This is a genomic window from Paenibacillus agaridevorans (assembly GCF_018604145.1).
Taxonomy (GTDB): Bacteria; Bacillota; Bacilli; order Paenibacillales; family Paenibacillaceae; genus Pristimantibacillus; species Pristimantibacillus agaridevorans.
This window is the reverse complement of sequence record NZ_CP075889.1, coordinates 1,344,469-1,369,272: the sequence shown is the minus strand read 5'-3', so window position 1 is coordinate 1,369,272 and position 24,804 is coordinate 1,344,469. Positions and strand designations below refer to the sequence as shown.

General features: G+C 52.8%; 20 protein-coding genes. 9 read left to right on the top strand and 11 right to left on the bottom strand.

Features of this window, described 5'->3' with window-relative positions:
* Positions 1-52: 52 nt before the first annotated feature.
* Positions 53-820 (top strand): ABC transporter ATP-binding protein, encoded by a 768-nt coding sequence (locus KJW29_RS05255; RefSeq protein WP_214629019.1) that lies wholly within the window; start codon positions 53-55, stop codon positions 818-820.
* Positions 817-3,237: an FtsX-like permease family protein gene (locus KJW29_RS05250; RefSeq protein WP_246608594.1), complete on the top strand. Its 2,421-nt coding sequence runs from the start codon at positions 817-819 to the stop codon at positions 3,235-3,237. Before KJW29_RS05255 ends, KJW29_RS05250 begins: the two co-directional genes overlap by 4 nt.
* Before the next feature lie 679 nt (positions 3,238-3,916).
* Here the strand turns inward: KJW29_RS05250 and KJW29_RS05245 are convergent.
* The 4 genes from KJW29_RS05245 to KJW29_RS05230 form a co-directional block, all read right to left on the bottom strand.
* Positions 3,917-8,443 carry an Ig-like domain-containing protein gene (locus tag KJW29_RS05245; RefSeq protein WP_214629018.1) on the bottom strand — a complete coding sequence of 1,509 codons (4,527 nt, stop codon included), beginning with the start codon at positions 8,441-8,443 and terminating at the stop codon, positions 3,917-3,919.
* 65 nt (positions 8,444-8,508) lie between these two features.
* Positions 8,509-9,378 (bottom strand): carbohydrate ABC transporter permease, encoded by an 870-nt coding sequence (locus KJW29_RS05240; RefSeq protein WP_214629017.1) that lies wholly within the window; start codon positions 9,376-9,378, stop codon positions 8,509-8,511.
* 19 nt (positions 9,379-9,397) lie between these two features.
* On the bottom strand, positions 9,398-10,297 hold the full coding sequence (locus KJW29_RS05235) for an ABC transporter permease (protein WP_087568746.1): 900 nt from the start codon (positions 10,295-10,297) through the stop codon (positions 9,398-9,400).
* 95 nt (positions 10,298-10,392) lie between these two features.
* Positions 10,393-11,976: an extracellular solute-binding protein gene (locus KJW29_RS05230; RefSeq protein ID WP_214629016.1), complete on the bottom strand. Its 1,584-nt coding sequence runs from the start codon at positions 11,974-11,976 to the stop codon at positions 10,393-10,395.
* A gap of 493 nt (positions 11,977-12,469) precedes the next feature.
* On the opposite strand from KJW29_RS05230, the gene KJW29_RS05225 reads away from it, so the two are divergent.
* The 6 genes from KJW29_RS05225 to KJW29_RS05200 all read left to right on the top strand — a co-directional run bounded on the left by KJW29_RS05225 (position 12,470) and on the right by KJW29_RS05200 (position 19,304).
* Entirely contained in the window at positions 12,470-14,806 is a 2,337-nt protein-coding gene (locus KJW29_RS05225; RefSeq protein WP_214629015.1) for a helix-turn-helix domain-containing protein, read from the top strand.
* Positions 14,807-14,912: 106 nt separating this feature from the next.
* Positions 14,913-15,212, top strand: coding sequence for a hypothetical protein (locus KJW29_RS05220; RefSeq protein WP_087568749.1), 300 nt, complete (start codon positions 14,913-14,915; stop codon positions 15,210-15,212).
* Positions 15,213-15,502: 290 nt separating this feature from the next.
* On the top strand, positions 15,503-16,411 hold the full coding sequence (locus KJW29_RS05215; protein WP_214629014.1) for an aldo/keto reductase: 909 nt from the start codon (positions 15,503-15,505) through the stop codon (positions 16,409-16,411).
* A 138-nt stretch (positions 16,412-16,549) separates the two neighbouring features.
* On the top strand, positions 16,550-17,512 hold the full coding sequence (locus KJW29_RS05210; protein ID WP_214629013.1) for an alginate lyase family protein: 963 nt from the start codon (positions 16,550-16,552) through the stop codon (positions 17,510-17,512).
* A gap of 324 nt (positions 17,513-17,836) precedes the next feature.
* Positions 17,837-18,691, top strand: coding sequence for an alpha/beta fold hydrolase (locus KJW29_RS05205; RefSeq protein WP_214629012.1), 855 nt, complete (start codon positions 17,837-17,839; stop codon positions 18,689-18,691).
* Positions 18,684-19,304, top strand: a complete 621-nt coding sequence (locus KJW29_RS05200) for a hypothetical protein (protein WP_214629011.1) — start codon at positions 18,684-18,686, stop codon at positions 19,302-19,304. The genes KJW29_RS05205 and KJW29_RS05200 overlap by 8 nt, the downstream gene beginning before the upstream one ends.
* An 18-nt stretch (positions 19,305-19,322) precedes the next feature.
* Here the strand turns inward: KJW29_RS05200 and KJW29_RS05195 are convergent, their stop codons facing one another.
* Positions 19,323-20,516, bottom strand: a complete 1,194-nt coding sequence (locus KJW29_RS05195; RefSeq protein WP_214629010.1) for a benzoate/H(+) symporter BenE family transporter — start codon at positions 20,514-20,516, stop codon at positions 19,323-19,325.
* Between the two features lie 144 nt (positions 20,517-20,660).
* Here KJW29_RS05195 and pdxR point away from each other — a divergent pair, with 144 nt between their 5' ends.
* On the top strand, positions 20,661-22,094 hold the full coding sequence (gene pdxR, locus KJW29_RS05190; protein WP_214629009.1) for a MocR-like pyridoxine biosynthesis transcription factor PdxR: 1,434 nt from the start codon (positions 20,661-20,663) through the stop codon (positions 22,092-22,094).
* Positions 22,095-22,126: 32 nt separating this feature from the next.
* Here the strand turns inward: pdxR and KJW29_RS05185 are convergent, their stop codons facing one another.
* The 6 genes from KJW29_RS05185 to KJW29_RS05160 all read right to left on the bottom strand — a co-directional run bounded on the left by KJW29_RS05185 (position 22,127) and on the right by KJW29_RS05160 (position 24,794).
* Complete coding sequence (locus KJW29_RS05185; protein ID WP_187105109.1) at positions 22,127-22,267, bottom strand: hypothetical protein; 141 nt, start codon at positions 22,265-22,267, stop codon at positions 22,127-22,129.
* Positions 22,264-22,407: a hypothetical protein gene (locus KJW29_RS05180; protein WP_214629008.1), complete on the bottom strand. Its 144-nt coding sequence runs from the start codon at positions 22,405-22,407 to the stop codon at positions 22,264-22,266. Before KJW29_RS05180 ends, KJW29_RS05185 begins: the two co-directional genes overlap by 4 nt.
* Before the next feature lie 182 nt (positions 22,408-22,589).
* Positions 22,590-22,919, bottom strand: coding sequence for a metal-sensitive transcriptional regulator (locus KJW29_RS05175; protein WP_179215608.1), 330 nt, complete (start codon positions 22,917-22,919; stop codon positions 22,590-22,592).
* A 70-nt stretch (positions 22,920-22,989) separates the two neighbouring features.
* Positions 22,990-23,235 (bottom strand): glutaredoxin family protein, encoded by a 246-nt coding sequence (locus KJW29_RS05170; RefSeq protein ID WP_214629007.1) that lies wholly within the window; start codon positions 23,233-23,235, stop codon positions 22,990-22,992.
* Between the two features lie 38 nt (positions 23,236-23,273).
* The gene (locus KJW29_RS05165; protein WP_214629006.1) at positions 23,274-23,900 is read right to left on the bottom strand and encodes an NAD(P)/FAD-dependent oxidoreductase; all 627 of its coding nucleotides are present in this window, start codon (positions 23,898-23,900) and stop codon (positions 23,274-23,276) included.
* A gap of 18 nt (positions 23,901-23,918) precedes the next feature.
* On the bottom strand, positions 23,919-24,794 hold the full coding sequence (locus KJW29_RS05160) for a DUF8832 domain-containing protein (RefSeq protein ID WP_214629005.1): 876 nt from the start codon (positions 24,792-24,794) through the stop codon (positions 23,919-23,921).
* Positions 24,795-24,804 lie beyond the last annotated feature (10 nt).

Genomic DNA, 24,804 nt, shown 5'->3' with positions numbered 1-24,804 from the left:
GCAAGATCGAGCCCCTATACTGTTGCTTACCTAATAGATACAGGGAGTGATCATGTTGGAGAGACGAGCTATTATTGCCGCAAGAAATCTCTGCAAAACCTACAGCGCCGGCAACGAACAATATCATGCCGTTCGGAACGTGGACCTGGACATTCGCGAAGGCGAATTTACCGTCATCATGGGCAATTCGGGCTCCGGCAAGTCCAGCTTGCTCTATCTGCTTAGCGGACTGGATAACGTAACGGCCGGCGAAGTTTACTTTCGCGATCGGCGCATCGATCAATTTGGCGAGCGAGAACTTTCGGACTTCCGCGCAAAAAATATCGGTTATATCTATCAGAGCATAAATCTGGTCCCCGACCTGACGATATGGGACAATGTTACGCTGCCAGGCTACATCGCGGGACAAAAGAAGGAAACCATAGCCACCCGAGCGCGAGAGCTCGCTCATACGATGGGCATTGAAGGCCAACTGGGCCGTCTGCCCTCGCAAACCTCCGGCGGACAGCAGCAGCGAGCCGCCATAGCCAGAGCTCTTATTAACTCGCCAGACGTCATATTTGCTGACGAACCGACCGGCAGCCTGAATTACGACCAAGGCGTAGCCGTGCTGGATTTGCTCAGCGGGATGAATAAGGACGGCCAGACCGTCGTAATGGTCACCCATGACATAAAAGCGGCATGCAGAGCCGACAGGCTTATCTACATCCGAGACGGCAAGATCGGAGGCATTCTCGAATTCGGCAAGCAAGGAGACATGAATGCACACGATCGGGAGGCTTTGATTTTCTCATTCGTGTCCCAGAAGGTGAAAGTATGATAACGGCCATCTGGAAGCTTGGCAAATCGTATCTCGTTAAGAACAAAGTACAAAACGCTTTCGTTGCCCTGCTCGTTCTGTTATCCGCTTTGCTTGTATGTACGGCGACCATTATCGTGTCCAATACCGGCGACCGCTTCGACGAAATGCACATGCTTACTAACGGCTCCCATCAAATTCTGACTTTCGAGAAGAAGCTGCACGATCCAGAGGCCGTACAACATTGGTGGCAATCGCAACAAGGCGTTCAAACGACGGATCTCATGCGATACCATACACTGTCCGGCATCGCTCATAAAGGCAAAGATATTCCCAATCTCTATATGTTCATGATGGAAACACCAAAGAGCTCCCCGTCCGTCGATCAGCTCATCGTTACCGAAGGAAAAACGGGAGTGGAGCCCGCGCCCGGCACCATTTGGATTCCCACCTCGATGGCTTATCCGGTCGGCATTTCTTTGGGAGACGAAATCTCTATTCCCGTAGACGGGACCAAGCTAGAGCTTGAGGTATCCGCTATCGTTGTCGATGTTCCGTACGGCGCTCCTTTCTCGAACACGGCCCGCGTCTGGATGAACCATGAGGACTATGAGACCCGAATAGATGGCTTGGACGGAGGCAGCAATTATTTGCTGGGACTTCGGTTCGACAACTACGGAGATAATCTTGCTTATTGGCATTCCTTCTCGAGCGCCATGGGCACGCCTTTCCTGGAAAGCAAGATGGAGTTCGAAGAAATTTCCGCCTTCTATCTCATCATTAATCAGATCGTTGGTTTCATTATGATTTTTTTGGGCGCCGTCATGCTGATCATCGCCTTATTGACGATTGGCTTTACGATCTCCGATGGCATTCTGGCCAACTACAGGACGATTGGCGTCTATAAGTCACTCGGGATGACTTCCCGCGCGACGATCCTGCCTTATCTCATGCAATACGGCTTATTGTCGGCCTCCGCCATCCTGCCTGCTTTCGCGCTAAGCACCGTGCTTGCCAAGATGATCATCGATCTGAGCGCGTCGTCGTTGCGTACACCTGGCTCCGGGTCGGCCGTTCAAGGTTTAGGAGCTGCGGTCATCGTGGCCATCATGGTTTTTGCGCTTGTGCTGCTTTTCGTCGTCGTCTATGCGAGGCGAGCGCGTGCCGTCATGCCGGCCCAAGCCATTCGTTACGGGATGTCGGAGGGCGACAGCAAACGTCTGTTAAGCAGATCGAATGCGGCGGGCTCAACCGGAATCAGGTTCGGCCATCTTCCCGTCAGCGCCGCCATCGGGCTTAGGAACCTGTTGATTAACCGGAAGGGCGCCGTTATTATGCTCATTCTGACGATGCTGGCCTCCTCCGTATTGACGTTAGGTTCCGTGGTGTTGAGCAGCATTGGCGGCATTCAGGGCACGGCCGCGCAGTGGGGATATGATTCGGCTAACGCAGCCGCCATGGTCGTGAACAAATCCGCTTTTCCTATCGACGAATTCGAGCAAACGCTCGCATCGGACTCCCGTATCTCGGGGTTTGGCTGGCAAGGCAACATGACGGCAACCGTCCAGTCCGGAAGCCTTGCGAGCGATCAGCAAAACTCGGCTTCCGCCCCTGCTTCAGGCATCTCTCTCAGTATTCTGGATGGCAGCTACGAGGAGCTGGGCTTCGCGAATCTGGAGGGGGATCACCCTGTTCTGCGGAACGAGATCTCCATCGGCGTTCAAGTGGCAAGAAACCTGAACAAGCAGCCGGGCGACACCATCGACGTGTATATTGCCGGCCAAAGGGTAACGATGATCGTAACCGGCATTTATCAAGCCATTGCGAATATGTCCAACTCGGCGCGTATAACGATGGAAGGCGCGCTTGCGGTTTATCCCGACTTCAATAATCGTGACGTCGCATTTATTAATGTCTTTAATCCGAAGGAAGCAAAGGCTGTCGTCAGCGATCTGAACGACCGCTTTAAGGAAACGGCTTCCATCGTCACGCAAGGTACGCTGCTGGATTCCGTATACAATCAAGCTTCCGCCATACTGGTCTATCCCATGAGTCTCATGGGTCTGCTGTTCCTGCTAGCGACTTTCCTCATTATATACAGCACCTGCCGCATCAACATTCGGTTGGCAAGCAAAACCTACGGCATCTACAAATCGATTGGCATGACTTCCGGTCGGATTCGCGGAGCGATCGGGCTTGGCATCGTCGCTTTGGCGTTCATAGGCACGATCCCCGGCATCATTCTCGGCATCTTCGTCCTCCCTGTTCTCTTGGAGATGGTACTGTCCGGCTACGGCATCGTGAGTTTGCCGGTCATTCTTAATGGAGGAAGTATTGCCGGAGCAGCTATTATCAGCATCGCGGCGGCTTTTCTCGGCTCATGGGCTTCGTCCAAGGTCATCCGGGATACTTCGCCTCGCATTCTAACCATCGATTAATGCAGAAACGAGCTGTCTCAAAAGTATGATCGCTCGCTTGATGAAATAGCTCACTTGTTGAATGAAACGTCAAAAACGAAGAAATGGCGGTGCTAGGGTTGAATGCACCGCCATTTCTTCGTTTTTGGTCTATTGCCGCATTATTGAGCAAATTGTGGGCGAAGCCATCCGACCTCAAGGCTTACCTTCGGCAGGCCTCGAAGCAGGAATGTCGTTAACAACGTCTATGGGATGTGTTTGTTGCTGTTTCGAGCTCCATAGGCGTTATTAACGCTTATGGGATGGATTTGTCGCTGTTATGAGCTCCATAGTCGTTTTTAACGATTATGGGATGTGTTTGTTGCTGTTTCGAGTCCCATAGTCGTTATTAACGCCTATGGGATGGAGTTGTTGCTGTTACGTGCTCCATAGTCGTTAACAACGCCTATGGGATGGATTTGTTGCTGTTATGAGCTCCATAGTCGTTATTAACGCCTATGGGATGGATTTGTCGCTGTTATGAGCTCCATAGTCGTTAACAACGCCTATGGGATGGATTTGTTGCTGTTACGTACCCCATAGTCGTTAACAACGCCTATGGCATGTTATAGTTGCAGTGGGTCGGTCAAGGATTGGTATCCTGACCGACCATTTTCTTGTCTAACTGTGTGCATTAGCTGTCACGCTATCATTTTTAAATCTAATGGTACAGCCCTTCCTGCAGAATTGCATTGGCATCCCGCAGCAGATACGCGGCTGCCTCCGGCGTAATGTGATTGCCGCTCTGGGCTTCGACTTGATTGATAAAAGCTTGCAGTTGCCCATGCTCCAGCTTCTTGGATAACGCATTCGCTATGCCGTGATTATCGACCCACCCCATGCTGCGGAACAAGGAGACTAGCAATCCCAACTGCTCCAGGTCCGTAGTCGTCGAGAAGGTGATCGTGTTCTCTGCCGCGTGACCGGCAATGTCGATTCCCGACACGACAAGCGTATGGCTCCCAAGCGGAAGCGTGTAGAGCGGAATGGATACGTTCTGCTGAAGCGGCTCGCCGTTCAGCGACGCAGACAGATTTTCTAACGCGGCGCCGGACGCCGCATCTTCCGCAGACCAGGATATCGTAAGCGTCTCCGCATTCCCGTATGACTGCCCGGTTACTCCCGTTACCGCAATAGACGGTGCCGTAGTATCTACTTTAAACGTTACGGTTCCCGCTTCTTCAAGATTTCCCATCCTATCGATAGACCTATAGAGGACGGAATATACCCCGTCTTGATCGAAGGTCAACATGCCTTGATAGGGCTGCCAGGTCGTGCCGCCGTCCAGACTGTATTCCGTGGTCGCAACCCCTGCGCTAGCATCGGCAGCTTGTAGCGCAAGCGTCACCGGCGTCTTGTACCAACCGTCCGCCCCATCAGGCTGGGCAGGCGTCAATGCGGCCGATGTTTCCGGAGCGATCCGGTCGATCAGCGTAAACGTTACGTCGTCGAACCACATTTCGTCGAAGCCGCCTACATAGAAGCCTACCACTCCCGACGGATGATGGTTCGGATCGCTGCCGCTCAGCTTCAGCTCGCCGTCGACATATACTCGTATGCTGGCTCCGTCAACAATCATACGAACCTGATACGTTTTTCCTGGCTCCAGGTCCTCATGCGGCACATCGCTGGTCCCAAGCACCTTCCAGGCGGGATCGTACAGTATCCATTGCGACATGCCGTCCGCCAGCTTGCGATATCCTACTTTGCCGGACGTGCCGGAAGCGGAGCGATCATAAATATAAAATGTTCCATTCGATGGCGTCGAAGCCGGCATCTTAAGCTTGAAAGTCAAATCGTAGGATGTAAAAGGCTTCGGATGGAGCGCGTTCGCTCCTTTTACAATACGATACTTTTTGTTGCCATCCATCGTGACAATGCTTCGGTTGGGGTCAACCGGCCAGCCGTTCGCCCCGGAATCGAAATCCGTGAAGTGCAAAATGTCCGATACCATAACCAGAATGGATGCCGATGCCGCCGGGTTGGCGACGGATGTCGCGATAATGGTCGTCTCCCCCTTTGCCAAAGCAGTTATCTTGCCATTTTCATCCACTGCCGCAATGGTCGGGTTCGACGATTGCCATGTCAGACCGCGTTCGGCGGCATCGGAAGGATCGAACACAACAGGCAGCGTCAACTCTTCGTCAACAACCATATTAAGGCTGCTTCGATCGAAAAGGATACCGGCCACGTCCATCGTCGGAACCTTGAACTTGATATCATCGAACAACAGATAATCGAAGCCCCCCGCGTAAAAGCCCACTTGGCCGGAAGCATTGAAGGTCGCATCAGTTGCCTTGAGCTTTAGCGCGCCGTCCCGATAGACGCTGATTTCCCCGCCTTTGACGATAATCTTGATCTCGTAGACGGTGTTCGGCTGCAGATCGGCGGTCGGAAGCACGTTCTGCTTCACTGTCCCCCATGCCCCGTTATATAGGATCCACGAGGATGTCCCGTCGGCGAACTTCCGGTAGCCGATCCGGCCGCCGCTGCCGCTTTTGTTTAGCCGGTCGAACACGTAGAAGGTGGCAAGCTCGGGAATGACCGGCGGCGTCTGGAGCTTGAAGGTCAGCTCGTAATTGCTGTAGTCGTTTTCATTTAACGCCGTCGCGCCTTTCAGCAGTTTATACATATGATTGCCGCCGTCCGTCTCCACGATGCTCCTGTTGGGATCGCTCGGCCAGCTGTTCCTGCCGTTCTCGAAGGTCGTGAAGTCCATAATGCCATCGCCGACTTCTACCGTAACGACAACGGTATCCAGCAGCAGCGGGTTGTCGGCCGAAGTTGCCGTCACGGTCGCGGTGCCCAGATTGACGCCCTTCAGCTTGCCGGCTGCATCCACCTTGACGATAGTTGGATCGCTGGATTCGTAGATCAGCCCGCTATTGGTAGCGTTCCATGGAAGCACGGCTCCATACAACGAATGCGACTTGCCGATCCCGATCGTCACGCTGTCGTCGTACAGTACGACATCCTCGACCGGTATATCGTCAGGCGACAGATACGTTCCGGCTTTGCCAACGATGCCCATCTCTCCGAATGGAATGTTCGGGAATCCCGGGAGCTGGCTGAACACGGCCGCGTCTGCCTTCAGATTCAGATCTCCTCCGGCAAGATTGACGAAGCCCGGATCCTGCGTCGTCACCCAATTGTTATCGTATTGGACGAGATTCAGGTTGTCGTGCGCGCCGTTCGCGTTCGTTAAGCTGCTCCTCGTCTTCGTCGGATTGTAGATGACGTTGCTCTGGAATGTATTCGTGTCGGGATAATAGCGATTCTCCGTAAAGAAATCCGCAAGCTCGGGGTATTTGGCCAAATGCGGCATGTCGACGAAGTTGTTGTACCGGTCGAACAACGCGTGCCACGGCCCCATGTAGTTCTTCGGAATTTGTTTCTCCGGCGCGTCGCCGAGATACAAATCGGCATATTCATAAGGCACTTTGGCGTCGATAAAGAGATTGTTGCGCGTCTTGATGTGGGCGCCGCCGTTGTTAAGAATAGCGGAGTTGCCCATCCGGTAAAAAATATTTTCCTCGATCGTAATGCCCATCGTAAAGTTATCCGGGTAGACGCCTTGCACGCCGGCTTTGCCCTCGCCGATGTGGTGGAAGTAATTCCGTCGAATGACGGATCCCCGCTCCTGCGGCGCGGCTCCCAGGTTCATATAGATCGCCCCGAGATCGGAAAACGTTTTGCACACGTCGTATATATTGTTGTATTCCACGGTATGGTCGTTGCCGAAGATGAGAATGCCCGGATGAGGAGCGTCGTGGATCTCGCTGTGGGAGACGCGGTTTCCGGCGCCGGTCAAAATGACGGCGGGGTTATACGCTTTGTGGTAGTAGGCGAAGTCATGGATGTGGCTGTTCTCGACGACATTGTTGCCTGGCTCCAGGGTGAGTCGGTCGCCGCCGTTCAGTATGACGCCCGTGCCGCCGACGTGGCGGATTTGCGTGTTCACGACGGCATGGTTTTTGCCTGTCGCTGTCGCGAAGTCGTTGTACAGCCAGCGGCTTTGCGTATTGATGCGGACGCCGCCTTCGGTAAAGTTGCGAATCTCGCAATGGATGATCCGGACGTTGCTGCCGCCCATAATGACCGCCGCAGAATCCCGACCGTTTTCCAAAATGAGATCCTCGAAGTTGATGTTTGATGCGTTAACCGTATTGATCATCGGCGTTTTCAGCATCGTTACCGTAAGCTCAGGCGAAGTCTTGGCCTGGAAAGCCGCCGTCGGCATAAAATACAAAATGCCCGTGCTTCGGTCGATATAATATTCGCCAGGCATATCGATCTCTTCCAGCAGGTTCTGCGCGAAGTGGAAGTCCGGGTACCAGTTCTTGAACAAACCGCTCATCTCGCCGTAAGCAAGCGTAATCGTTTTGTTTGTCGTGTCGATGGATGCAATTCGGTTGTACGACCACTCCCAGCTATAGCCGAAGATGCCGTCCAGCCAAATATCGTCCGCCTCTGTCCACAGATCCGGCCGCTCGTATGTATATTGGAACGTGCCGCCTCTCGTCTGGAGATCGGGGTCGCGGCGCATCGGTCCGGGATCGATGATATTGCCCATCTGCACTGTACCGGCATTTGGCCATCTCGCCAGCGTCATGCCCTCCCCTTCTACGTACAGCTCCATGGGAGGCGTCAAACTCATGTCATTGGCCAGATAATAGCCGTGCCGGCTCATTAGGCCGTAGTCCGTAATGCCGTGCGCCGACAGATCCACCTGCAGCACCTTGCTCCTCGCTTCTGTACTGATGATGCGTCCCAACACCTCTTCGTTCGTTACCGGCGTGAACCAGCTCTTTTGCAAAGAACTGCCACCGGTCAGGCGCACCGACTCCCCGGGGTAAGCTTTGTACGTAATCGGTTTGTCCGCAGTCCCCGAATCTGCTTGCTCAAGCAGAAACGTGCCCGTCCGATTGTAGCTCCCTCCGCGCAAATACACGGTCACGCCGCCTTCCGGCAGCCCGGAGCCTTGCTTCAATGCCCGAATCGCGTCCCGCGCCTTCTCCAGCGTGAGGAACGGCTCCGCCTCCGTCCCCGTATTGGAATCGCTTCCATCTGTCGATACATAAAAGGCGGCTCCCGTTGCTTCCAGCTTATTGGCCGTGGCAGCCATCATCGGGAAACAACTCGCCATAACAAAGATAGCCAGCAAAATCAGCATCGTTTTTCTTCTCATTTTTTCATTACGCCTCCCTATCAATCGTATCCGAGGGGAACCGCAGGGGCTCCCGCTCTCGGTTTCTAGCCTTTTACCGATCCGATCATCGTCCCCTTTTCGAAGTATTTCAACAGGAACGGATAAAGGACGAGCACCGGTAAGGAGCATACGATAACGGACGCCATCTTTAAACTTTCCGGAGCTGGCGGCGTCAAATTCGTTGCCGTAGTAAACGGATCCAGCTTGTTCTCGATCAAAATTTGCCTAACGACCTGTTGCAGCACGAACTTGGTCTGATCGGTGACATACAGCAAATTATCCATGAACGCGTTAATATGATGCACGAGCGACCAGAGTCCGATCGTCACCATGACGGGAGCGGACAACGGCAGCACGATGCGGAACAGAATACGCATATCCCGCGCTCCGTCGATCTTCGCCGCTTCGATCAGCGCATCCGGGATGGAGCGGAAGAAGCTCAGCATGACGAGCACCTGGAAGGCGCTGGCCGCCGACGGCAGTACGTACACCCACAATGAATTCAAAAGATGCAATTCTTTCATTAACAGATAGTTAGGCACAATGCCGCCGTCAAAAATCATCGTAAAGAGCAGCAGCAGCACGAGCACGCGCTTCATCGGAAAGTCGGGACGGGACAGCGGGTAGGCGGCGCAAATCGTAACGAGCAGCGTCAGTAACGTGCCAACCGCCATCCGGAACAACGTATTGCCGTAGCCCGACCAGATGAAGGGATAATCCAGCAATTCCTTGTACGCCTGCCATTCGAAATCGCGCGGATAGAAGTGAAAGCCGCTTCGCAGCGCTTCGCCCCGTCCGCTAAAGGATACCGCGATCACGTGAATGAAGGGATATACGACGACCAGCGCAAGCGCGGACAACGAGGCATAGATGAGAATGGGACCGATGCGGTCCTGCCATTTGGATGAAATCATGATGCTGCGCCTCCCGCTTCTACCATAATCCGTTCTCTCCCTTGCTCAACTTTCGAATCGTCAGATTTGCGCCGAGAATAAGCAGCAACCCAACCAGCGACTTGAACAAGCCGATCGCCGCCGTATAGCTGTACTGGAATTGCTGAAGTCCGACCCGATAGACATACGTGTCTATGACGTCGCCCGTATCGACCACAACCGGGTTCAGCAGGTTAATGATCTGCTCGAAGTTCGCGCTCAGAAAACCGCCGAGGCTTAAAATGAACATAATTGCGATCGTTGGCATAATGGACGGAATGTTGATCTTCCATATCCGCTGCCAGCGGTTCGCGCCGTCGATGACGGCCGACTCCTGCAGCTCGGGATTGATGCCCGCGAGCGCCGCGAAATAAATAATGGAGCCCCAGCCCAGATCCTTCAGGATGGCGGAAACGACGACTATAGGGCGGAAATATTCCTTCTTGCCCATATAGAAGACGGGTTCTTGACCGAACCAGCCTGCGATCTCGGCAACGACGCCCGAGGTCGGCGACAAGAAATAAATGACGAGCCCCGACATAATGACCCACGAAACGAAGTGTGGCAAATACATCGTCGTCTGGATGAACCGCTGAAAGTAGCGCGATCTCACCTCGTTTAACATCAGCGCCAGCACGATCGGCGCCGGAAACGCAAAGAGAAGCAGATACAAATTGAGCAGCAGTGTATTTTTGAGCAGACGATAGAAGTCGCTGTTCTGAAACAGCTCGGCGAAGTGATGAAACCCCACCCATGGGCTCCCCCATATGCCTTCCACAACGCGGAAATCCTTGAAAGCGATCAACACGCCGTAGAGCGGGCCATACTTGAATACGAAAAAAAATGCGAAGGCGAACAGAAACAACGCGAACAGCTCGCCGTGTTTACGTATGGTTTTCATGCTCCACTTCCTTGATGGCTGGACCTTCGGCTCCGCAGAACTTACCCATAGAGGTTGTTTAAGCATGCTTTCGCTGCGGAGCCGTAAATCCAGGTTTATTTTTGGAATTGCGCCTTGTACATCTCGTTTGCTTCTTTGGTCAGCTCATCGCCGCCTCTCGCCTTCCACTCCGCCACGAACTTGTCAAAGTCCTCCAGCGGAATTTCGCCGCTGATGATTTGGGCGAAATACTTCTGCATAAGTGACGTAAGATCGGCCTTATATTTACCATCCGACGGCAGCGCGGAGAAAAGCAGAGCATCCGTCAGATTCGGCGCGGAGGAATACGTTTTGATGGCTTCGTTAAGCGCCGGGTTGGAATACTTCTCGCGATACGCCTGCGTCGTGATATTGCCCATCGAGAACAGGCGGACGCCGTCTTGGTCGCGCGCTTCCTGCTTCTCGAAGCCTGTCAGAAATTTGGTCGCTCCCGAGGTCGCGCCGGCTGTCGCGAAGTCCCAGTGAACGCCCTTTTCTCCGAGCGTCGTCATATTGATCGTTTCTTCGTCGCTGCTTTGGGCGCGAAGAATTTCGAACAGCTTCTCCAGCTTCTCCGGCTGCTCTTGCACCTTGTTGCCGAAGACGATGAAGTTGCTCTTTACGCCCCAATCCCAGGAGCCGTGTCCGCCAGGCCCGACGGGATTCTTGGCGAATACAAGCTCCGAGTCCGGATTCAGGGATTTCATCTCCGTCACCGTGCCAGATTCCGGCAACGCGCCTTTGGCAATCTGTTCTTCGATAACGCCGATTCGGCCGTTATAAAGCTTTTTGCGATATGAGTCCTGCGTATCGGTAATAAATTCAGGGTCGATGACGCCGTCCGCGAACCATTGACGCAGCTTCGCGAGCGCTTCCTTTGTCTCGGGAGCAACGGAGCCGTTGATAATCTCTCCATTTTTCTCATGCCACATCGTCGGTTCTACGCCGAATGCGCCAAAGAGGGAATAGAAGCCGGATGACCAGGTGGATGTTGCCGTACCTGTCAGACCATACGTATCCTTCTTGTTGTTGCCGTCCGGATCATCTTGCGCAAAAGCGTAAACGGCTTTCTCGAATTCCTCGAGCGTCTCCGGCGTCTTTGTGATGCCGACTTTGTCCAGCCAATCTTTGCGCCATAACATCGCCAGATCATAAGGCTTGAGATCAATGAACATGGGAATGGCCCATAATTGCTCATCGAATGTTACCGTCTGGAACAGCTTGGCGTTTTTTTCGATATCCGCCGAATACTCCGGCATTTTCTCCTTAAGCATGGCAGGATCGATGCTCGACAGCACGCCTTGATTCTGGTAGGCCGACACGTTAGCGGGATCTCCCAACATAAAGATGTCAGGCACTTCTCCGGAAGCGATGCTGGCGTCGGTCACCTTGACCGGCTTGATCTTGACGTTATATTTCTCCTCCAGCCACTTCTCGACCTTCGTATTCTCAACTACGCCTGCCGCCTGGAAGTGAATGCCCCATGTAATCTCGATCGGTTCCGCCGGTTTCTCAGTTTCGTTGGGGGTTGCGCTTGCATTAACGTTCGGGCTCTCGCTTGCTTTTGTATTCGTATTGTTTGAATTAGCGCTGCAGCCGGCAAGCAAGCCCGCCGCCACGGTCGCCGCCAGAATGGCAGCGGTTGCTTTCTTATGTTTCATGAGCATGAAGATTCTCCCCTTCATATGTCGGTTGTGGACCCGCATCCTGCTTGTGGCACCCGGCCGGGTTATGGGAGCGGTTACAACATTTACGATAGACTTCTCCGGCCAAAGACACAATCCTCTCTTTCGATTCTTTTTATGTTTTTTGCTTTTTGCCGTCCTTTCGCTCGATTATGTTATTCGATTTTTTATACGTTTTTCGCTATATGCCTTGCCCCGTCTCGCCTCTGTGATATAATCCCTCTATTAATGGTTGTTCAAAAAGTCCGCTTTTGATCACGAAGCATCCCAAGCAGTGTATTCGACATCGAATATTGAACGCAAGCGAAACTTCCGGTGCTCACGTAGCCTCCACTACGCTCCGCTCCTCAGTTTCTACTTTCATTCAATCTTCTCGGTGCTGAAAAGCGAACTTTTTGAACACACATTATAGTGTTCAAACCCAGAGATATTTGAAAGCGCAAACATATAGATAAGGGGGCCATTCAAGATGCTTAAGAACGTGTCTCTCAGACATCATACGATGTTCGTCAAGCTGCTGCTGTCATTGACCGCCATAGCGGTCGTCACTGTCGTGCTTATCTCCACGGTGACCTACCATATATCCGCCGACAACAACGTGCAGAATGCCATCTCCTACAACAGCTCCATCCTGGCGCAGCAGCAGCAGTTGATTCATAAGGAATTGACCGCCATCAAATACGCTGCAGCCGGTATGATCGCAACCCAGTCCTATCTGTATCAGACAAAAACGAATAATCAACTGACGGTCGGATCGCTAATCGATCTGTCCAGCTTTGTCGTACAGCAGAAATCGATGAGTCCTTACGTAGATTCCGTTTATCTTTATTACGATCCGATCAGCCTGGTCCTTACTTCGCGTAACGAGATCAAAACATCGCCGATCGACACGTTCGCGGATCGTTCCTGGTTTGATTATTGGAAGCAGCCTACGGCAAACCGAACGCTTTGGCTGACGGGCCGCGAAAACGGCTTTAACGCCGAGAGTCCCGCTTCCAGCTTGCTGCAGAAGATGCCGCTAATCGGCCCTGTAAACGGGGCAATCGTCGTCAATCTGAAGCTGGATCTGCTATTCGACGACTATTTGAGCCATTACCATAACAAAAAAGGCACGACGCTCGTCCTGGGACCGAACTCCGAGCTTTTGTATTCGGATGCGGATCGCGATGAGGGAGAATCGCTGCTGCGCAGCATCGACCTGACCCAATTGACAAGTGGCAGCGACTCCTATATCGACAAAGAATCGGACCGAATCGTCTCGTATACGACTTCGGAGCTGACCGGCTGGCGCTTTGTCGATATGACCGAGCGGTCGGCCCTGCTGCACGGCATGAATCGAATAAAAATCATCGTCTTTTTTGTCTCCATCGTCTACCTGACGGCCGCAATCGCCCTTTCCTACTACATGTCGCGACGTCTGTACCGTCCTCTGCAAAGCGTCATCTCCTATATTGGAAGCGCGGAGCCCGATTCGAAGCAGCTCGCGAGCTTCGGTCAACAAAATACTCGCGATGAGGCCGGCTTCATCCGCCATCGGTTCGACCAGATGGTTCGGAGCTGGGAGACGCTCATGACCGAGAAGCGTCAAGTCGATACGCTGCTCACGGACAATCGGACCGCTATTAAGGAGAAATATTTAAACGATTTGCTTCAAGGAGGAGGGGCGGACGAGGCTGCCGCGCTGCTTGGGCTCCGGCTGGACTGGCGACGTTTCGCCGTATTGACGCTGGAGCTGGAAGAAACGCCTCATTTGAGCGGACCTGACGCCCACTTCCAGTTCCACCTGTTCCGTTATGGCATGATGGAAGAGCTTGCATCCAGTCTCGACGGCGAAATATTCGCCAGAGACGATAAGCGCACGGTCATTCTGTTGTCCGTTCCGTCTGACGGAGATACTTATCCGGTGGAACAAGCGAACAAGCTAAAGCGCTCGTTGCAAGAAAGCTTCGGCGTAACGGTATCCATCGGCGTCAGCCGAGTATACTCCGGCGAATCTGAGGCTAGAGTCGCGTACGAGGAGACATTGGAGGCGCTGCATCTAAAGATGTACATCGGCAAGGGCGAAGTGTTGCCTTACAGTATTGTCGGGGATTGGAAGACGAAGGACGAAGTCTACTATTATCCTTACGAGTTGGAGGCAAAGCTGCAGCAGTCACTGCTTCAGACGGACAAGGAAGCCAGCTTCGAAGCGATTCGCCAGATTACCCGCACCGCGATCGACAAGAAGCTGAGCAAGTCGAACATTCAGCAATTATATTTTCAACTAAGCGGCGAGCTTGTCAAGACGTTGATCCAGACGCGGGGCGATATGGCGGCCGTATTTGGAGAGCGGCCCGCTTATGCGGATGCGCTCGCCCGTTCGGAAACGCTCCCGGATATGGAAGCATGCCTGCTTGAAATGTGTCAACGCATTATCGATTATCATAAGGAGAAGCGCTCCCGCATGACGGATATCACGCTTCAGCTTGCCACCAAATATATGGATGCCAATTATAACAATAATATATCCGTGGATACAGTGGCCGAACACGTGCAGCGAAGCTCCTCCTATCTCAGCCGCGTCTTTAAGGAAGCGACGGGGATGACCGTCGGGGATTATCTGATCCAGCTTCGAATCAAACGAGCTACGGAGCTATTGGAGAGCCAACAGCACTCCATCGAAGAGATTTGCGGAGAGATCGGATATGCCAATGTCAGCTATTTCAATAAAATATTCAAAACGCGAACGGGACTGACGCCCGGGCAATACCGCCAGCGACACTCGACGGACAAACGGCTTGCCGGCGGCAACGATGAGGCCAATTAAAGCGGATTTCATTCTCCTGTGATATGCGTCACAGCAATTTGTGTTATAGTGGTCTAGAGTAGATATATACCTAGATAACAGGACAGGATGGAAAGGATGGTTTCGCATGCGCGAATGTTTGTTTTACTTTAAGTTCATTCAGGATGGGCAAACCAAAGAATACCGTACCGTCGCGATGGTTCCCGACGGCAAGACGCCGGATATCTCCGACTTTATACACTCGTTCAAGCAGCTCGGCTATACGGTTGAACTGGAGAACGAACGTGAATTGATCTTCCATTCGCTGGGCGGCGACAAGCCGTATAAGCTGGACATAACGAAGATTGAGCTCAAAGGTCAAGAGCACGAGGACGTCGCGCACGACGGCGAGCTTCGCGCGATTTTGAATCACCTTATTAAGCATTGACGGTTTGTTGCCGCAGAATTATAAAGAAGACATCGATCCTTGAATATTAGGGTTCGATGTCTTCTTTCGTTTTACGTAAACGCAATCACCGCAGTTCCGGCGAGTTGTACGTTAATGTACTAATCGGACGAACTTGTATACCGGATGTTGCATTGCCCCCTTCCTTCTACGATACTTATAGAGGACTCCCCTTTCACTCCGTTATACATGGCGGAGCAAATCGTGGAGCGGATGACCATGTCGACCGAGGTATTTCATGCGAAAACAAACTCTCAAGGAGGACGATAACAATGAAACAGAATCGACTTGGGTCATCGGACCTGCTGGTTAGCGAGATCGGACTTGGCTGCATGTCTCTCGGAACGGACGAGAAGCAGGCAACGGCTATTATAGACGAAGCGGTCGAGCTCGGCATCAACTTCCTGGACACGGCCGACCTCTACGATTCCGGAAGAAACGAAGAGATTGTCGGAAAGGCGATCAAGAACCGCCGTTCGGAAGTCATTATTGGAACAAAAGTCGGCAATCGCCGGGTTCCCGGCAAGGACGGCTGGACCTGGGATGCATCCAAAGCCTACATCCTCTCGGCGGTCAAAGACAGTTTGAGAAGGCTTGGCACAGACTATATCGATCTGTATCAGCTTCATGGCGGGACCATCGACGATCCCATCGGCGAAACGATCGAAGCGTTCGAGGAGCTGAAGCAAGCGGGCCTTATTCGCCATTATGGCATCTCATCCATACGACCTAACGTCATAAGAGAATATGCGTCGCGTTCCGGCATAGTCAGCTTGATGAGCCAGTACAGCCTGCTGGATCGCCGTCCGGAGGAAACGACGCTGCCGCTGCTCGCGGACAGCGGAATCAGCTTGATCGCGCGCGGCCCGCTTGCAAGCGGCATTCTCACGGACAATGGCAGCACGAAGGCGGAGCGCGGCTATCTGGACTATTCGCCGGAGGAATTGGCCGGGGTTCGCGAAACGCTGCTCGGACTGACCAACGAAGCAAGAACGCTGGGGCAAACCGCGATTCGTTATGCTCTCTCCGCTCCCTCTGTCGCTGTCGCACTGACAGGCGCCAGCAGCGTCCAACAGCTTCGCCTCAACGTCTCCGCGGCAGCCTGCCGACCATTAAACGATGCGGAGCTAAAGGCGCTGCGTTCGGCGACGAAGCCGAATACGTATCGCGATCATCGTTAATCGGAATACATCCGCTTCCATAACCGCAATGCAACGATAGTTTATCGCAACCGGAGATTAGCGCTTCGAACTATAATAAAGTCGTTATGATTCACATAAAGACGATCCCTTGGGGCTCTCCGAAAGGATGACATTGCGATGAAGGCTAATACTACCGCGGCAGAAAGGCTGATCGAGCTTGCGAACGAAAGTCTTTCCGTATCCAGCCACGCCGTTGCAATCTGGCATATTCCAGGTTTCTACTACGACAAGGAAGGCCATCAAACCGCCAAACGGCTCATGGAAGCGGATGCCCAATCCGCCTTTGCGACGGCAACGGCTTACCGATTGACCGGAGAATCCGTCTACGCGGACAAGGCAGCCGAGCTAATCGACGGCTGGTCATCCGTCAATGTAGGTTTTGCCGACAACGACGGCCCGCTCGTATCGGCTTATCTTGGCACCGGCCTCATTTTGGCAGCCCAGCGAATCCATCATTACGAGGGCTGGAGCGCAGAGCGCAGAGATCGTTTCATCCAATGGATTACAACCGTCTGTCTGCCAGCCTGGGACGGGATCCCCGGACGCAATAATTGGTGGAGCTGGAGCTTGTACGCCCAGTTATGCGCTTATCGTTTTATCAATGACAGCGATGCGATACAGTCGGAAACCATCCACCTCAAGACGCATATCGACGAATCGCTGGACTTGTCGGGCTTCATCCCGGAGGAGACGGTACGTGGAACTAACGGCATGTGGTATCATTACTTCTCTCTTGCCCCGCTGACGGCGGCCGCCAAAATCGTGCTGGAAGAGACCGGCGAGGATTTATTCCGCTGGGTTTCCCCCTCTGGCAAAAGTCTAAAAAAAGCGCTCGATACTTTGCTTTATTACATAGACGACCGCGCGGATGAGTGGCCTTTCGAGAAGGATCAAAATGTGCCCAAGCCGCTGTCAGCCCATACTTGGCCGCTCGACATGTACGAGGGCTTAACACATTTATATGGGGATCCCGCCTACGAGAGATTCGTTGCTCCGCATCGCCCCGTCGCGAGTCACATCAATGCCAACAGCGGCTACTTTCAGTCCTACGCCTGGTGTTTCCCGGAGTTGGATAAATAAGTTTTATTGTTGAGTCTCTAACAGACATCACCTCTAAGAGAATCTCTGCCGCTGTTCTCACCAACCAGGCACTTATATGACAAGTAGCCTCGGACGATTCGTCCTACGTGACGGGACAAGTGCTGCATGTCAATGGCGGCACCATGACCGAATCCTGACGGCAGCATGCGTTCATAGTTAAAGTGCTTACCCAAACGTCAAACCGATCCATTCGGCTTTGGCGTTTTTTCTTTAAAAGTCGCCGCCTCTCTTGCCCGAATTTGGCGCATCTGCTACACTAACCCTGCGATAACCGTTTTCATCCCATGACTGGAGGATCCATACATGATGTCGCAGTCCCATACTTATGGCACCAGCTCTTACGTTACATTACAAGACGGCCGCAAGCTTCATTACATGAGCAAAGGAACAGGCTCCCCCACCGTCGTCTTCGAATCCGGTATGGGATGCTCGCGCTCGCAATGGGGTCTCGTACAGCCCCTAATCGGCGAACAGACCCAAGCGGTCGTCTACGACCGTGCTGGCGCGGGAAGGAGCCAGCAAGATCGCGAGCCGAGAACATTAGCACGGCTGGCGGGCGATCTCGGCAGTTTGCTGGATCATCTCGGACCGGGCCCTTTCATTCTCGTCGGCCACAGCTGGGGCGGCCCCGTCATTCGTACCGTCGCCGCAAGCGACCCTTCGCGTATTCGGGCGCTGGTTCTTGTCGATCCGTCCGACGAGAATTGCGGCATTTATTTCGCTCCATCTACGGCCAAGTCGTTCGCCGTCATGCGGGCCATTTTGCCTTTTATGGCCCGCATAGGATTATACAAGCTGACCAACGGTAAGCTAGGCCAAGTGCAGCCTTCCGACGTCGTGGAGGATCATCTTCGCGAAGACTTTACGGTGCAGGCCGCGCGCACGTCCAACGCGGAATCGCTCACCTTTATCGACGATTTAGCACGAATGCGAACGGAACCGCCGACGCTCGGACCGCTGCCGGTCAGCGTGATCTCCGGAACCTTAATCGCCCGTGCCGAGCGCAAGATGAGGCCGGCCATTATTGCAGCCCATCAGCGTACCGTTCAGTCGCTGGATAATGGTCGCTGGGTTGAGGCTCCACATTCCGGTCATATGATCAACTTCACCGATCCCGACGTCATTGTCGACGAGATCAACCGGTATTTGCATGAATAGACGAAAAAGATTAATGTTAGTTGCGATGATTCTTCTAGCTGTAGCGGCATACTACTTTTTCTACTCCAACCTTTTTAAAGGAACAAGCACCGCATCTCACGCCATAGCCAATCAGGGTATCATCGAAATTCATCCTTTTGCAGTCGCAGCTGAATCTGTCGGTTTGCATTCATTTGCCTCGGGCACGGTCTTCGTAGAAGTTGCCGATGATGGCAGCTGCATTATCCGAATTGTATCGCAGCTCGAGATCGATCCCGAGGACTGGGGCGGCGTTTCATTCAGCATGCCGGGTCATCTTACCGTCAAACAATTGACCAGCAGCTACCCCGAGGATGGAACGCTTGATGAGATTGCCGGTTGGCCGGCAACCTGGATTTCCACAGATACCGAGCAGGAGTACAAAACGTTTATCGAAATTGGCAGAGATCGCGGTCATCACTCCACCCGCGGCGGCAAAGGCTCCGTGCTGATCGAGATGGTATCGGTTCCCGATATGCCGATTCCCGATTCCTTCCCTATCGGCATCAGCATTGGCGGCTACAACAAAAATGGATACGACGTGATGGGCGCGGAATATATCACGATACCCATAACGTTTAAGGAGCGCGAATAAGGGATTCGCGCTCCTACGTCATTTCATATGGATATGTGCCCTGGTCCTCATTTTCTTTATCACCCACATCGCGGCCAACCCGCCAAGCAATGCCCATACCGGCGTAGCAATCCCCAGAACATGGACATGGAGCACGGCAATCACGAAGGTGATGAAGGCAGGAATCCGCTGCTCTTTGTCCACAAAAGCGTTCTTTACGCCTCTTATAAACAACCCCAGCAAAGAAAAGCCCGTCAAAATAACGACAAACGCTTCCGGCAAGGCCCCAATGACATCAACAACCTTCCAAGCTGCGGCGCCGAATCCAACAACGATCAAGCTTGAGACTAGCGCGGCCTTATACCGCTCGCCATGCGCTCCGGACTCCGGGCTGCTGCATAGAGCACTCATCAAGCCCCCTACATTCGCCGAGCTTCCGCCAAACATGCCCGCGACGACGCTGGCGACTCCCGATCCTGTAATCATGCGATTGACCGGAGGCCGAAAATCATGACTTCGAAGCGAGGTGCTGGCTACCGCAAGATCATTGGTCAAGATCAACAAGGCAAGCGGAAAAGCAAGCGACAACAGTCCATCCCATGAAAAAACAGGCACGACGATAAAGGGAGCGATGTAGGTCGATGACGGCAGATCAGGCAGACCGTTTTGCAGCCATACTCCCGCTCCCCCAAGCAATAAGGCCCACAAAGCGGGTGGCAGCGACTTGATCAAACGAGGTCCAAAAAAGTAGCCGGCTCCCGCTAACAAACCGGCAATCGGCAACTCCACGGTCGCCGGGACCATTGCAGCGACGTACGTTAACAAAAGCCCGGCTAACAATGCATCAATTAATGGCTTTGGAAGCAGCGACAAAAACTTTCCAAACCAGCCTGTGACACCGAGAAGCATCAGAAGCAGTCCTGACATTACATACGCGCCTGCCAGCTGCGGATAAGACATGCCAACAGCCGCCGTTCCCAGAAAGGCAGTAGCCGTGATGGAATGCGCTCCGGCAAACGGTATTTTGTAACGCAAGGTTAACAAAATGTTCAAGAAACCGCCTGCAACGTAGGCCGAGGTGAACCAGGATATAAGCTCGGCCTTGCCGAGTCCTGCCGCCCCTGCGGCTTGCACGATCATGATGGCGCCTCCTGTACATGCCAGCAGAGCGGACACGCAGCCGGTCAACAGCCATTGCGCCCTTGTCGCCGCTCCTCCTTTTATCCTTGCCATAATTAACACCGTCCGCGTTCACAAAATTATTCCAAGATTACGATTGCGGGTCCGATTAAAGGTGCCCGATCATGATATGATAATACTCAGACAGGTCCTACTACCGGATTATCCGGGCATAATAGATTCGAAGGAGGCTCTGATATGTGGAAGCCCGATCGAGATGACGCCCGCCCGCTCTACGTACAAATTGCCGATTATCTGGAGCGGCGAATCGCTTATGGCGATTTCCCTCCAGGCAGCGTTCTTCCTTCCGAACGGAAGTTGGCGGTACAGCTTCAGGTCAACCGAAGCACCGTCATTGCAGCATTCGGGGAGCTTCGCGCGATGGGAATCGTCGAGAGCCACGTTGGGAGGGGTACGCGGGTCAGCATGATGAAATGGGGCGCTGCACCGAGGCATACGCCTAACTGGAGCCGGTACGCCGAGGGAGGGCAATTTTTGCCTAATCTGCCTTTCATGAGACGCATTCGGGAAGCATTAGCCGAACGGCCGGGGCTGATCGATATGGCTAGCGGCGAGTTGGCCGGAGATCTTGCCCCGACCGAGGAGATCGCGACTTTATTGAAGGAGCATGATTATACAGCCTATCTGGGCTACGACAACCCGCAAGGTTCGCTCCCTCTTCGTCAGGCCGTTGCGGAATATTTGCTGAGGCACCGCGGCATTCGGACAACGGAATCTTCGATTCTGATAACATCGGGTTCGCAGCAATCCCTATATCTCATCACGCAATGTCTTTTGTCTCCGGGCGAAGCCGTTGCGATAGAAGATCCGTCCTATTGTTATTCGCTGCCTTTGTTCCAATCGGCGGGGCTCCGGCTATTTCGACTGCCGGTGGACGAGGGCGGCGTCAATCCCGAAGATATACTGGAATTATACCGGAAACATCGGATTAAGGCTGTATTTCTCAATCCCAATTACCAGAATCCTACGGGCACGGTACTGAGCGACGAACGACGAAAGCGGGTGCTGGAGGTGGCTGGCGAACTTGGACTCCCCATTATCGAGGACGATCCGTTTAGCCTGACCTCATACGGCGATATGCCGCCGAGTCCGCTTAAGTCCATAGACCAGACGGGCACCGTCCTCTATATCGGCTCTTTTTCCAAGATCGCCGCTTCCGGCTTGCGGGTCGGTTGGATGGTCGCCCCCCATACCATCGTCGAACGTCTGGCGGACGCCAGACAGCAGATGGATTTCGGCCTAAGCATTCTGCCTCAGCTGGTGGCGGGACAGTTCTTGCGCTCGGAGCATTTCGCCCCCCATCTGGACCGACTTCGGACATCGCTTCAATTTAAAAGAGATCTGCTCATCGAAGCCATGGACAAAGAACTACGCGGCCTGGTAGAATTCGAAGCTCCGAGCGGGGGCTTGCATCTCTGGTGCAAGCTGCTTCCCGAGGTCCCGGAAGGCAAGCTGCTGGAAGAGTCCATAGCCGCCGGAACCGTGTTCGTCCCCGGGAGCGTCTACGGTTCGGACAAGGGTTATGCGCGATTTACGTTCGCCAGGCCAAAGGAAGAAGAAATTGCTCCGGGCGTTGCCGGTTTCGCCCGGGCTCTACGGAGCTTGATCTAAGCCGGACATTGGGTGTCTGCCGTGGGGCGCGACTATTGCAGTTCATCCTTTTTGTCAACTTCGATTTCATCCCATCTTCTGGAGTAGGCTTTGTTCGTAATCCAAAAGGTCATCCAGGACAACACGATTATAATAATCGCCGAAGCAATCCAAATGCTCGTAGGAACATTCATGACTGGATCTCCTCCTTGCCGATCGCTGCCGCAACTTGCCGATCATCTTCTCGGATAATATGGACACCTGCGAAATATAGAACCAACGGTGCCCCTACGAATGCGGCACTTAGAATAATAAAGCTGCTCGTTACTAACATGGAACGATTCCCCCTTATTGGTTGAGTTAAAATGTCTTGTGAATCTATCGTAAGCGGGATTGGCTGAGATGTAACCAGCCAATTGACGGTTTATTGGACCATCCAATGTAAAAAGCACCTTGCCAGTGACAAGGTGCGATGATTCTCAGAAATGGGGAGGGCCACGATCGCCTCCCCCTTTTTTATTTCATTAATTTGGCGACGGTGGTCAACAACTCATCCAATACGTCACGATCGCCTTCTTCGATGCGCTCCACCACGCAGCTCTTTAGATGGTCTTCCAACAACTGCTTGCCAACTCCATTGAGGGCGGATTGAATCGAGGAGATTTGATGAAGGATATCATCACAATACACATCCCTTTCGATCATCCCTTTGACTCCACGGACCTGCCCTTCGATTCGGTTGAGTCGGCTAATTAAATTTTGTTTCGTTTTATCGGAATGATGGCTTTTTCGCTCGGTAGACGATTGATGGCTGCACGAGGCATCCTCTTGTACATGGTGATCGATGTGTACCCCCTCCTTATTATTCTTACCTTATCATGCTCCCCCATCCAAAGTAAAGCTACCCCATGGCACATTACGATTTTTGCAGCAAGCCGCTTATTTCATTCAGGTTTTCCGCAAAGCCGACAAACACTTTGTCGCCAATAACAATCGTCGGCACGATCTGCTTCCCGGTAAGATTCCAAACTTCCTCTGGATATTTTGTGTCTTCTTCGCAGTTATAATCCGCATACGGAATATCGTTTTCCTTAAAATAACGTTTGGCAAAGTTGCAATCACTGCATGTCGGAATCGTATAGATTTTTACTGTTTCATCCATCTGCGTTCCTCCTTATTAGGTGGCCTTCGACGGCCATATTACGTGGATGCCGTAATTTGTTGCAGCTGCTCCAACGTCACGCGATCCACAAACTTGCTGAATTTCTCTTTGCTTTTGGCATGTTCCTTATAGAAGTCAATGATGGCCATAACCGCAGGAATCAATCGTTCTTCTTTTAATCCGGAATGCAGCCGCTTGGCAAACGTGGTTTTTAGTCCTTTGGATTCGCCGCCAACGTATAGATCGAACGTATCTCGCATTTTAATCACGCTAATGTCTTTAATGAGCGGCTCGCTTGTCCCTAACGCACAGCCGGCATATCCGATTTTAAGCGGCATCGGTGTCGGAATGCCGGCAATCGCTCCGTTTAAGGCTTGGGCTACCGCCAACCCGGCTTCTTCCGCGCCCTTGCAAAAATTGCAGGCGATCAGGCTTTTGGTGACAAAACCAGCCGGGTAGACTTCCAGTCCGCTTTGCTCCAGTTCGGCTTGGATCCTATCGCGCTTCTCTACCGGCACATCCGCATACAACTGTTTAAAGGGCGTCATTTCCAATTTGGCATCCGGTCCTAGCAGATCACCGATGATGCCGAGCTGTTTGGATGTAAACAGGCTGCCGCCAAGCTGCAGAGCGGGGCTGATTGCAATTTTTACGATCTCTCCCATTCCCATTCGCCCCTTGTTTTATTGAATTTCCACGACATAAGGGACCGTAAATACTTTGCCTTCATGCTGGAATTGTCCCCAAATTTTATACGTACCGGGATTCGGGAAAGCCGTCATAAATTCCGCTTCCGGCCCGGATGCTTTTTCGTCAACAGGGTGCACATGGAGGTATTGCTCCGCATCCTCCGAAAGAATGACGACGTGTCCGACAGCGCCGAGGTATTGCTCCAGATTGCTGATGCCTTCTTTCGTTTTATCGTCCTTGACGGTAAACGACAGCTTGGCTTCAGCTTTTGCTTTTGTGCTGCCAAGGGCCAGTGTGACTTCTTTGCCATCAACAACTTTTACCAGCTCCGCATCCGCTGTGACGCTTTCCTGCGGTTTGGTTTCTCCGTCTACCGTTACCCACTCGCTAAGCGTTGTGCCGGATCCGCCCTTTGGAACAAAATCCGCAAAAACTTTGTACTCTCCTCCGTTCGGAAATGAGGTGTCTACCGTAAACGTCCCCTTTCCGTCCCACTCGGGATGAATGTGGTTGAAGTAAGAAAGGTCCTTATTTACGATGATGATGTGCATCAGTTTTTCATGGTTCATTTCAAAATCCTCGACGGTTTGGTCGTTGCTGTCAGTCACCTGAACGTTCAGCTTTGTGTTCTCGGATGCTTTAGCCGTTCCTGATGCAAACGAAAAGGAAGCTTTATAGTTGTCTGCCGAATGTTCCTCTGTATCGTGACCATCGTGCGCTCCAGAGCCGTTACTGTTTATGGCTGGGTTTGCGGCTCCGTTTTGATGGGAGCCGCCGTGCCCATCGGCACTCTCCTTTGGCGTACCGCAAGCGGTCAGCAATCCAATAGTCAACACTCCGGATAAAATGAGCATCATTCTTTTTTTCATTTTAGGCTCT

Coding starts and splice junctions, on each gene's coding strand:
- KJW29_RS05255 (WP_214629019.1), top strand. CDS start 53: ATGTTGGAGAGACGAGCTATTATTGCCGCAAGAAATCTCTGCAAAACC.
- KJW29_RS05250 (WP_246608594.1), top strand. CDS start 817: ATGATAACGGCCATCTGGAAGCTTGGCAAATCGTATCTCGTTAAGAAC.
- KJW29_RS05245 (WP_214629018.1), bottom strand. CDS start 8,443: ATGAGAAGAAAAACGATGCTGATTTTGCTGGCTATCTTTGTTATGGCG.
- KJW29_RS05240 (WP_214629017.1), bottom strand. CDS start 9,378: ATGATTTCATCCAAATGGCAGGACCGCATCGGTCCCATTCTCATCTAT.
- KJW29_RS05235 (WP_087568746.1), bottom strand. CDS start 10,297: ATGAAAACCATACGTAAACACGGCGAGCTGTTCGCGTTGTTTCTGTTC.
- KJW29_RS05230 (WP_214629016.1), bottom strand. CDS start 11,976: ATGAAACATAAGAAAGCAACCGCTGCCATTCTGGCGGCGACCGTGGCG.
- KJW29_RS05225 (WP_214629015.1), top strand. CDS start 12,470: ATGCTTAAGAACGTGTCTCTCAGACATCATACGATGTTCGTCAAGCTG.
- KJW29_RS05220 (WP_087568749.1), top strand. CDS start 14,913: ATGCGCGAATGTTTGTTTTACTTTAAGTTCATTCAGGATGGGCAAACC.
- KJW29_RS05215 (WP_214629014.1), top strand. CDS start 15,503: ATGAAACAGAATCGACTTGGGTCATCGGACCTGCTGGTTAGCGAGATC.
- KJW29_RS05210 (WP_214629013.1), top strand. CDS start 16,550: ATGAAGGCTAATACTACCGCGGCAGAAAGGCTGATCGAGCTTGCGAAC.
- KJW29_RS05205 (WP_214629012.1), top strand. CDS start 17,837: ATGATGTCGCAGTCCCATACTTATGGCACCAGCTCTTACGTTACATTA.
- KJW29_RS05200 (WP_214629011.1), top strand. CDS start 18,684: ATGAATAGACGAAAAAGATTAATGTTAGTTGCGATGATTCTTCTAGCT.
- KJW29_RS05195 (WP_214629010.1), bottom strand. CDS start 20,516: ATGGCAAGGATAAAAGGAGGAGCGGCGACAAGGGCGCAATGGCTGTTG.
- pdxR (WP_214629009.1), top strand. CDS start 20,661: ATGTGGAAGCCCGATCGAGATGACGCCCGCCCGCTCTACGTACAAATT.
- KJW29_RS05185 (WP_187105109.1), bottom strand. CDS start 22,267: ATGAATGTTCCTACGAGCATTTGGATTGCTTCGGCGATTATTATAATC.
- KJW29_RS05180 (WP_214629008.1), bottom strand. CDS start 22,407: ATGTTAGTAACGAGCAGCTTTATTATTCTAAGTGCCGCATTCGTAGGG.
- KJW29_RS05170 (WP_214629007.1), bottom strand. CDS start 23,235: ATGGATGAAACAGTAAAAATCTATACGATTCCGACATGCAGTGATTGC.
- KJW29_RS05165 (WP_214629006.1), bottom strand. CDS start 23,900: ATGGGAGAGATCGTAAAAATTGCAATCAGCCCCGCTCTGCAGCTTGGC.
- KJW29_RS05160 (WP_214629005.1), bottom strand. CDS start 24,794: ATGAAAAAAAGAATGATGCTCATTTTATCCGGAGTGTTGACTATTGGA.